7 protein-coding genes and 1 pseudogene are annotated in these 7,303 nt (G+C 61.1%); 5 read left to right on the forward strand and 3 right to left on the reverse strand.

Annotated elements, in window-relative coordinates; translation table 11 throughout:
- Positions 1 to 40: 40 nt before the first annotated feature.
- On the reverse strand, positions 41 to 295 hold the full coding sequence (locus QRN11_RS18810) for a hypothetical protein (RefSeq protein WP_285314012.1): 255 nt from the start codon (positions 293 to 295) through the stop codon (positions 41 to 43).
- Positions 296 to 661: 366 nt separating this feature from the next.
- Here QRN11_RS18810 and QRN11_RS18815 point away from each other — a divergent pair, with 366 nt between their 5' ends.
- A complete protein-coding gene (locus QRN11_RS18815) occupies positions 662 to 2,476 on the forward strand; it encodes a glycoside hydrolase family 15 protein (RefSeq protein ID WP_285314013.1) in 1,815 nt (604 codons plus the stop codon).
- A 133-nt stretch (positions 2,477 to 2,609) separates the two neighbouring features.
- On the opposite strand, the gene QRN11_RS18820 is transcribed toward QRN11_RS18815, so the two are convergent.
- Positions 2,610 to 2,849, reverse strand: coding sequence for a hypothetical protein (locus QRN11_RS18820; protein ID WP_285314014.1), 240 nt, complete (start codon positions 2,847 to 2,849; stop codon positions 2,610 to 2,612).
- A 959-nt stretch (positions 2,850 to 3,808) separates the two neighbouring features.
- Between QRN11_RS18820 and QRN11_RS18825 the strand changes: the two genes are divergently transcribed.
- Entirely contained in the window at positions 3,809 to 4,021 is a 213-nt protein-coding gene (locus QRN11_RS18825; protein WP_285314015.1) for a dodecin, read from the forward strand.
- 316 nt (positions 4,022 to 4,337) lie between these two features.
- A pseudogene (locus QRN11_RS22575) lies at positions 4,338 to 4,382 on the forward strand (hypothetical protein); the annotation flags it as partial.
- 38 nt (positions 4,383 to 4,420) lie between these two features.
- On the opposite strand, the gene QRN11_RS18830 reads toward QRN11_RS22575, so the two are convergent.
- A complete protein-coding gene (locus QRN11_RS18830) occupies positions 4,421 to 4,561 on the reverse strand; it encodes a hypothetical protein (RefSeq protein WP_285314016.1) in 141 nt (46 codons plus the stop codon).
- A gap of 45 nt (positions 4,562 to 4,606) precedes the next feature.
- On the opposite strand from QRN11_RS18830, the gene istA reads away from it, so the two are divergent.
- Positions 4,607 to 5,824 carry an IS21 family transposase gene (istA, locus tag QRN11_RS18835; RefSeq protein ID WP_285314017.1) on the forward strand — a complete coding sequence of 406 codons (1,218 nt, stop codon included), beginning with the start codon at positions 4,607 to 4,609 and terminating at the stop codon, positions 5,822 to 5,824.
- Positions 5,824 to 6,612: an IS21-like element helper ATPase IstB gene (istB, locus tag QRN11_RS18840; RefSeq protein ID WP_285314018.1), complete on the forward strand. Its 789-nt coding sequence runs from the start codon at positions 5,824 to 5,826 to the stop codon at positions 6,610 to 6,612. Before istA ends, istB begins: the two co-directional genes overlap by 1 nt.
- Positions 6,613 to 7,303: the final 691 nt, after the last annotated feature.

Raw genomic sequence — 7,303 nt, forward strand, 5'->3', positions numbered from 1 at the left:
TATATAGTGCCAGCATCCGTCCTCCGGAGGCTCTTTGCCTTTACAGCAGCGACCCTTCAAGGCTCACACTTTCGTCGCTGGGGAGTTGGGGCAGTACCTTGTCTGCGAAGAGCTGCAGACTGGACCAAGAAAAATCTTCGTCCAGCCCGCACAAAGTGGGGTTGATGATTATTGCGGTGCCCCGATCGTGAAGGGATTTGCCGTACTCGATGCATTCACCGGGAGTGAGTACCTGGTAGAGGCCCGTCGCTTTCAGTGCGTCCACGTCTTCCGCCACCTGATAAGGCGTCGCCACGTACTGCGCCCTGACGCCCACACCTAGCGGCCACCGCCCCCGCCTACCAGGCTGGCTCCATTATGACTACCGTTGCAGCAGCCTTGGCGGTCACCGCTGGCACCTGCGAGATCCGACTAGTCAAACAAAGGGAAACGGAACACAAGGACCAATCCCGGTCCATCAGTCAGCGAGGCTATGACTTCATCCGCCCCACGAACCGGCCCCACTGGGGCGTGTTCTCCAGAGCCCACCATAAGCCATTCCCGCTAGCTGGTGCCGGCCCCATTCAGAGCTCGTCGGAAGGACTGCCTTCTCGTAAACGCCCGCCTTCGACCAGGTAATCCGTTGCTACCATCCCTCCGCCCTTCGTGCTTAGGTATATCCATGGCGGCACCGATAGCAGATTATGCACTCCTTTCAGACCTCGCCACCGGGCCACTCGTGTCGCGGACCGGCAGCGTGGACTGGCTCTGCTTTCCTCGTTTTGATTCCCCTTCAGTTTTCACTGCCCTTTTGGGCGATGAAAAGCACGGACGGTGGCTGATTTCCCCCATGGAGTCCACTGCTGTGGTCCTAGATCGCCATTATCTGGAGTCAACGTTTGTCCTTGAGACGACGTGGCAGACAACGACGGGACAGATCCTGGTGACGGACTTCATGCCAGCCAGACGAGGCCGGTCCTCACTCTTGCGACGGGTTACCGGGCTCCGGGGGACAGTTTCCCTGCGTCATGAATATCTTCTCCGCCCCAACTATGGAACGATCACGCCATGGACGAGCCGCGCGCGCCGTGAACCTGGCGGCGAAGCACTGCTGGCCATAGCGGGACCCGATGCCTGGGCCCTCCACGGAAAACAGCTACCTGAAGCCCATGACCAAGGACATGTCGGTGAATTCGCGGTTTCTGCCGGCGAACAGGTGGACTTCGAGTTGACGTGGTTTCCCTCGTACCGGGACACACCTCCGGCGCTGGATTTTGATGCAGCCCTCAAGGACACCATCCACTATTGGACCCGCTGGGGCGGTCACTGCCGTCAGGACGGGGCTTACGCGGATCATGTCAAGCGATCCCTGCTCGTGCTGCGTGCCCTGACACACTACGAGACCGGCGGAATCGTAGCCGCGCCTACGACCTCCCTGCCTGAGGAATTCGGGGGATCGCGGAACTGGGACTACCGCTATTGCTGGCTGCGCGATGCCGCACTGACCCTTGAAGCCATGCTGACCCATGGATACGAATCGGAGGCGCTGAAGTGGCGCAACTGGCTGCTTCGCGCCCTTGCCGGCGACCCAGAGGACATCCAGGTCATGTACGGGGTGGCCGGTGAAAGAGCTCTACCGGAAAGCGTGCTGGGCCACCTCCCCGGCTACCAGGACGCAAGGCCTGTCCGGATCGGAAACGCTGCCGTCGCTCAATACCAGGCGGACGTTGTCGGCGAGGTCATGGTTGCCCTTGAGCGACTGCGCCTCGCCGGCGGCAAAGAGGACACCTTCTCATGGGCGCTTCAGCGGGCTCTGCTGGGCTATGTAGAGAAACACGTCGATGATAAAGACTGCGGCCTGTGGGAAATCCGGGGAACGGCCGAGTACTTCACGCATTCCAGGGCCATGATGTGGGCGGCCTTCGACTGCGGGGTAAGGGCCGTTCGGGACCACGGCCTCCCGGGCCCGGCCGACCGCTGGGACGAACTCCGCCGGCGTCTACGGACAGAAGTCATGGACAGGGGTTTCAACAGGGAGCTCAATTCCTTTACCCAAACCTACGGGGGCCGACAAACAGACGCAGCATTGTTGACTCTTCCGCAGGTCGGTTTCCTGGCCTACGACGACGAGCACATGCTCGGCACTGTCGCACAACTGGAAAGAGAGCTCACCACAGGGCAAGGTCTTTTGATGCGCTATCGGACCGAGACAGGCATCGACGGGCTGGAACCGGGCGAACATCCATTTCTCGCCTGCTCCTTTTGGCTCGTGGAACAATACGCCCGCACCAACCGCAAGGCAGAAGCATCGGCGCTCATGAACACTCTGGTCGGGTTTACCAACGAGCTAGGCCTGCTCAGCGAAGAATACGCTCCGGAAGAACAACGGATGGCGGGAAACTACCCCCAGGCCTTCTCCCATTTAGCGCTAGTCCGCGCCGCTGACGCCATGCACGGCGTCGACCGGCTGAGCCTAGCCGTCAACCCTTCCCCGTAAGGACTGGAAAGGGAACAGTGGGTGGGAGCCTGTTCGCGTAGCCGGGCATAAGCTTCGCATAAGGACGAGGCTGGGTCCTCCGCTGGTGATTAGATCCGGGACGGCCCAGCCCTTCCTATATTCGTGAGTATTTTCACCATGCCCGGTGTTCGCGGGTCAGACCAAAGGGAACATCGTAACTGAGGTCGACGGTAAAGGAACTGCCGTCGTGTTGGGTGACCAAAATCCCTCGGCGCCCTTCACGCAGTGCCTTTGCCTTGGCAACCGCCACTGCCTCATCCAGCTGGGAATCCATGCTTGCGCGGCTGGTTGCGGTGACCGCGATGGGAAGGTCAACAATAGTTTTCATGTAGGGGGTGCTGCTCTCTCGCATGTCAATGTGTGTTTAATATTGTTCACGCAGGGCCGCGGACATCCGTCAGTTAGTCGTTTTCAGCCGCCAGAGCTTTCACGACAGGGCGTCAAGACACATGCAAGCTAGCCCGTTCCGGATCAAGTCGCCGAACGCGACGGGCAGTTCTACCCAATCAAGGGTGTTCCACCAAGGTGGCACTCGAAGAAACGTGGCTGTTCCACGGGGGCGAAGGGCACAACCAGCCATTCGTTGCCGTATCGCTCCACGTAAGAGTCCGACGGGCAGCGAGAATACGCTTCCTCACGTGACATCTCGGGGCTCCAATCTCCTGCTTGGCCAACATCCGCTTCCTCTTCGTAAGCTAAATCATCAAGGAAGCCACACACCACGCTACAGATACGCAGGCTTTGCCTGAGAGCTCCGGTCCCGCCAATCAATTTTGTTTTCGCGCCACATCTAGTATCTTGTGCTAGCGAGGAGAATCTTCGGCTTCTCTAACTTCGCTAGCTGGACCGCGGCGGCCTAATTATGGGGGGCTAGCCTCCTTAACTCCAGCTGGTGCCTACTTTTCAGTACACGGCGTACAAACCCTCGCCTTCGATCCATCACGTGCATCTAGGCCTCAGATTCTCTACAAGCCAGGAGCCCGGGAACCAGCGTAATGTAAAGCTGCTGCTAAGAAGGGCGACAACGGCGCTCTATATGCTCGACAGGTTACTTATTGCATCAGTCCAGCGGGACCGGACACGGCTCTCTGGATCGCACAGCGCAAGCATAAGAATCGATCTCTGGCCCCTGTTGGAGCCTGGCGTCGGTCGCGGCCTTAGGGGAAGGGACCGCATTTTCATTCGAGATTCTGGTGTGAAATCCGAAGTCTTCGGCAGCTGTTCGTGTGGCAACATGTCCCATCCCGCATTACAGTGGCAGCTAGCACCGCGGAATCACATTCAGATGCGGCACCCATGCGAGGAGTAAAATTGTCTAACCACACCTACAGCATTTCAGAAATCGTTGGCACGTCCGACCACGGCGTAGATGACGCGGTCCGAAACGGAATAGCGAAGGCGTCCAAAACTCTCCGTAACATCGACTGGTTCGAGGTAAAGGAAATCCGCGGCCACTTGGAAGACGGCAAGGTCGCTGATTGGCAGGTCACCGTTAAGTTGGGCTTTCGCTTAGAAGAACATTAGATGCATTCCCGGTCTCGGTCGCAGCCAAACTTTTCTGCGAACGTATTGTCGGGATGATCATCGCGGCCCAGAGCGGGTAAACAGGCTCTTTGCGGTTGATGGGGAATGAGTTCGTGTCGTTGAAACAAAGGGGCCCGTGGCCCTGTTGGGATGACTGTGTCTAGCATCTAATCTGGAACAGGACCACGACCCTATCGGGCTCGCAGCGGACGCTGCCACTATCCTCTTCAGCCCGCCTAACTACCGCGTAATTCCACTACCGGCCGGCGGCAGGTCATCGTCAAACTGACTACCGGGCTGCCCGAGTTGCGGTGTTATCACTTCCCGGCGGAAAAAGCGCCGCTTCCAACGGCTCCGCGATATTCCTCTGACCGGGCCGGTCGACGTCCTTTGGTCCGCTTACCGCTGGTATTGCGAGGAGTCGGCCTCCCACCCGCTGTCGTTCTTCGAATCCACCCAGCAGGTCCCGTGCCGTGCCCACTCCACAAGCCCCTGGATCAGCTCGTGGACGCTGTCGGTGACGGTCGAAAAGTGAGCCATTGTGACGGTTGAAAACTGAGCCACCCGTTCCAAACGATTGGGTGGGTGATCACAGTGGAGGATTGGGCGCTTATTCGGCGGTTGCATCTGGCTGAAGGTGAGTCGATGAGGTCGATAGCTGTGCGGTTGGGGATCTCCAGGAACACGGTCGCGAAAGCAGTCAGCGCTGACAGTCCGCCGACCTACGTTCGTGCGCCGCAGGACTCCGGGATCAAGGCTGTGGAACCGGCAATTCGTGCGCTGCTGCTGGAGAACCCGCGGATGCCGGCGACGGTGTTGGCTGAGCGTGTGGGCTGGTCGGGGTCCCCGGCCTGGTTCCGGGAGAACGTTGCCAGGATCCGGCCCGAGTATGCCCCGGCTGATCCAGCTGACCGAATCACGTATGAGCCCGGTGATCAGGCGCAGTGCGATCTGTGGTTCCCGGAGGTGCGGATCCCCGTCGGTGCCGGCAAAGCCAAGGTGTTGCCGGTCCTGGTGATGGTGTCCTCGCATTCACGGTTCATCAGGGCCCGGATGATCCCGTCCCGGATGACCGGGGACCTGCTGGCCGGGATGTGGGAGCTGCTCGGTTCCCTAGGTGCGGTTCCACGCAGGCTGATCTGGGACAACGAAACCGGCATCGGCCGGCGGAACAGCTACGCCGCCGGAGTCGCAGCGTTCGCCGGGGTCCTGGCCACCCGGATCGTGCAGGTCAAACCCTACGATCCGGAGAGCAAGGGCGTGGTGGAGCGGGCCAACCAGTTCCTGGAGACATCCTTCCTGCCGGGCAGGACCTTCGCCTCCCCGGAGGACTTCAACACCCAGCTCGCCCAGTGGTTGCCGAAGGCCAACGCCCGGCTGGTCCGGCGGACCGGCGCCCGGCCGACGGACCTGCTCGCCGCGGACAAAGCGGCAATGCTGGCGCTGCCACCGGTTCCACCGGTCACCGGCTTCACCTCAAGGGTCCGGCTTCCGCGGGACTACTACGTCCGAATGGGATCCAACGACTACTCCGTCCACCCGCAGGCCATCGGCCGGTTCGTCGATGTCACCGCCAACCTCGAAACCGTCACGATCAGCCTGGACGGCAGGCCCCTCGGGACCCGCTCCCGGTCCTGGGGCACCGGTCTGACGATCACCGATCCGGACCACGTTGAGGCGGCGAGGGCACTGCGGAAGGCCTTCCAAACCCCTCATCCGGTGGGCGAAACGACCGGGCTGAGGGACTTGGCGGACTACGACCGGGCGTTCGGGGTTGTCCTTGATGACGGGCAGGTCGCCTGATGCCGGCCGCTAAGGAAACCGTCGGCCAGATCGAGTACTATTCCCGTGCGATGAAAGCACCGCGGATCCGGGAAGCAGCAATCCGTCTGGCGGACCAGGCCCGTGAGGTTGGCTGGACGCATGAGGAATACCTCGCCGCTGTCCTGTCCCGGGAAGTCGCGGCCAGGGAAGCCTCCGGTGCCGAGATCAGGGCCCGGGCCGCCGGGTTCCCGGCCCGGAAATCACTTGAGGACTTCAACTTCGATCACCAGCCCGGCCTCAAACGCGACACCATCGCGCACCTGGCCACCGGCGCGTTCCTCACCGAAGCGTCCAACATCGTCCTGCTCGGACCGCGCGGCACCGGCAAAACCCACCTCGCCACGGGCCTGGGTTTACGCGCCACCCAGCTCGGTCACCGGGTGCTGTTCGCCACCGCCATCGATTGGGTCGCCCGGCTCCAGGCAGCTCACCAGAACGGGCGGCTGCCCCAGGAACTGGTGAAGCTGCGCCGCTACGGACTGATCATCGTGGACGAAGTCGGCTACATCCCGTTCGAGCAGGACGCCGCGAACCTCTTCTTCCAACTGGTCTCATCCCGCTACGAGCACGCCTCGCTGATCCTGACCTCGAACCTGCCCTTCGCCCGCTGGGGTGACGTCTTCGGCGATCAGGTCGTCGCGTCGGCCATGATCGACCGGATCGTTCACCACGCCGAAGTCATCACCCTCAAAGGCTCCAGCTACCGCCTCAAACACACCCAGGTCGACTCGCTGCCCTCGACAAGACCGGAAAATACGGCAGAATAACCAGCGTCAAAGTGGCTCACTTTTCAGCCCGCGAAATGGCTCACTTTTCGACCATCGCTGACAGACGCCGTGATCCGGACCGGCAGATCCGTTTCATAGACAGCGGCTTCGCCGTCTCCCTGGTAGATGGTCCGCGCCGACGTCACCGAAGCGTACCTGTCGAAGCTGACAGAGGCAGACCGACAAGGCCTGGGCGCACCGGATGCTGCTGCTGCACGGCGGCGACACACTCCGTCGCAGGCGGCGCTCCGGTTGGAAAATGTGTTCGCCGTCGACGATGCGACTGGCTCGCTCCGGGCGGTCTGGCAGGTTAAAGAACAGCTTCGGGCTCTGCTCCGAGGGGGTTCCCTGGAAGACGACGCGGCACCGAAAACACAGCTCGAAGAACTCGTGAAAGCAGCAGCCAGACCCGAGACGAACAGGCCCCACCACAATTGTCTGCAGGTTGTGGAAAGACATCGAGGAGCCCATCACTACCGGGAACACCGCGATAAAAACATCAGGAGACCCACCCGCGACTACCCTAATGCAGGCAATTCAAATCGGTTATTCTCTCGAGAAGTGCCGTCCGGACGTCGGCAGGCACTCACTCCAGGGATTCCGTTCCACACGAACCGCCAAGAGCCGTTAGGCATGCCCGCACATCCGGGCCTGTCGCGTACGGAAGGGCCCGGCGGCCGCCAAACCTACT

It is taken from the genome of Pseudarthrobacter sp. fls2-241-R2A-168 (assembly GCF_030209335.1).
GTDB lineage: Bacteria > Actinomycetota > Actinomycetes > Actinomycetales > Micrococcaceae > Arthrobacter.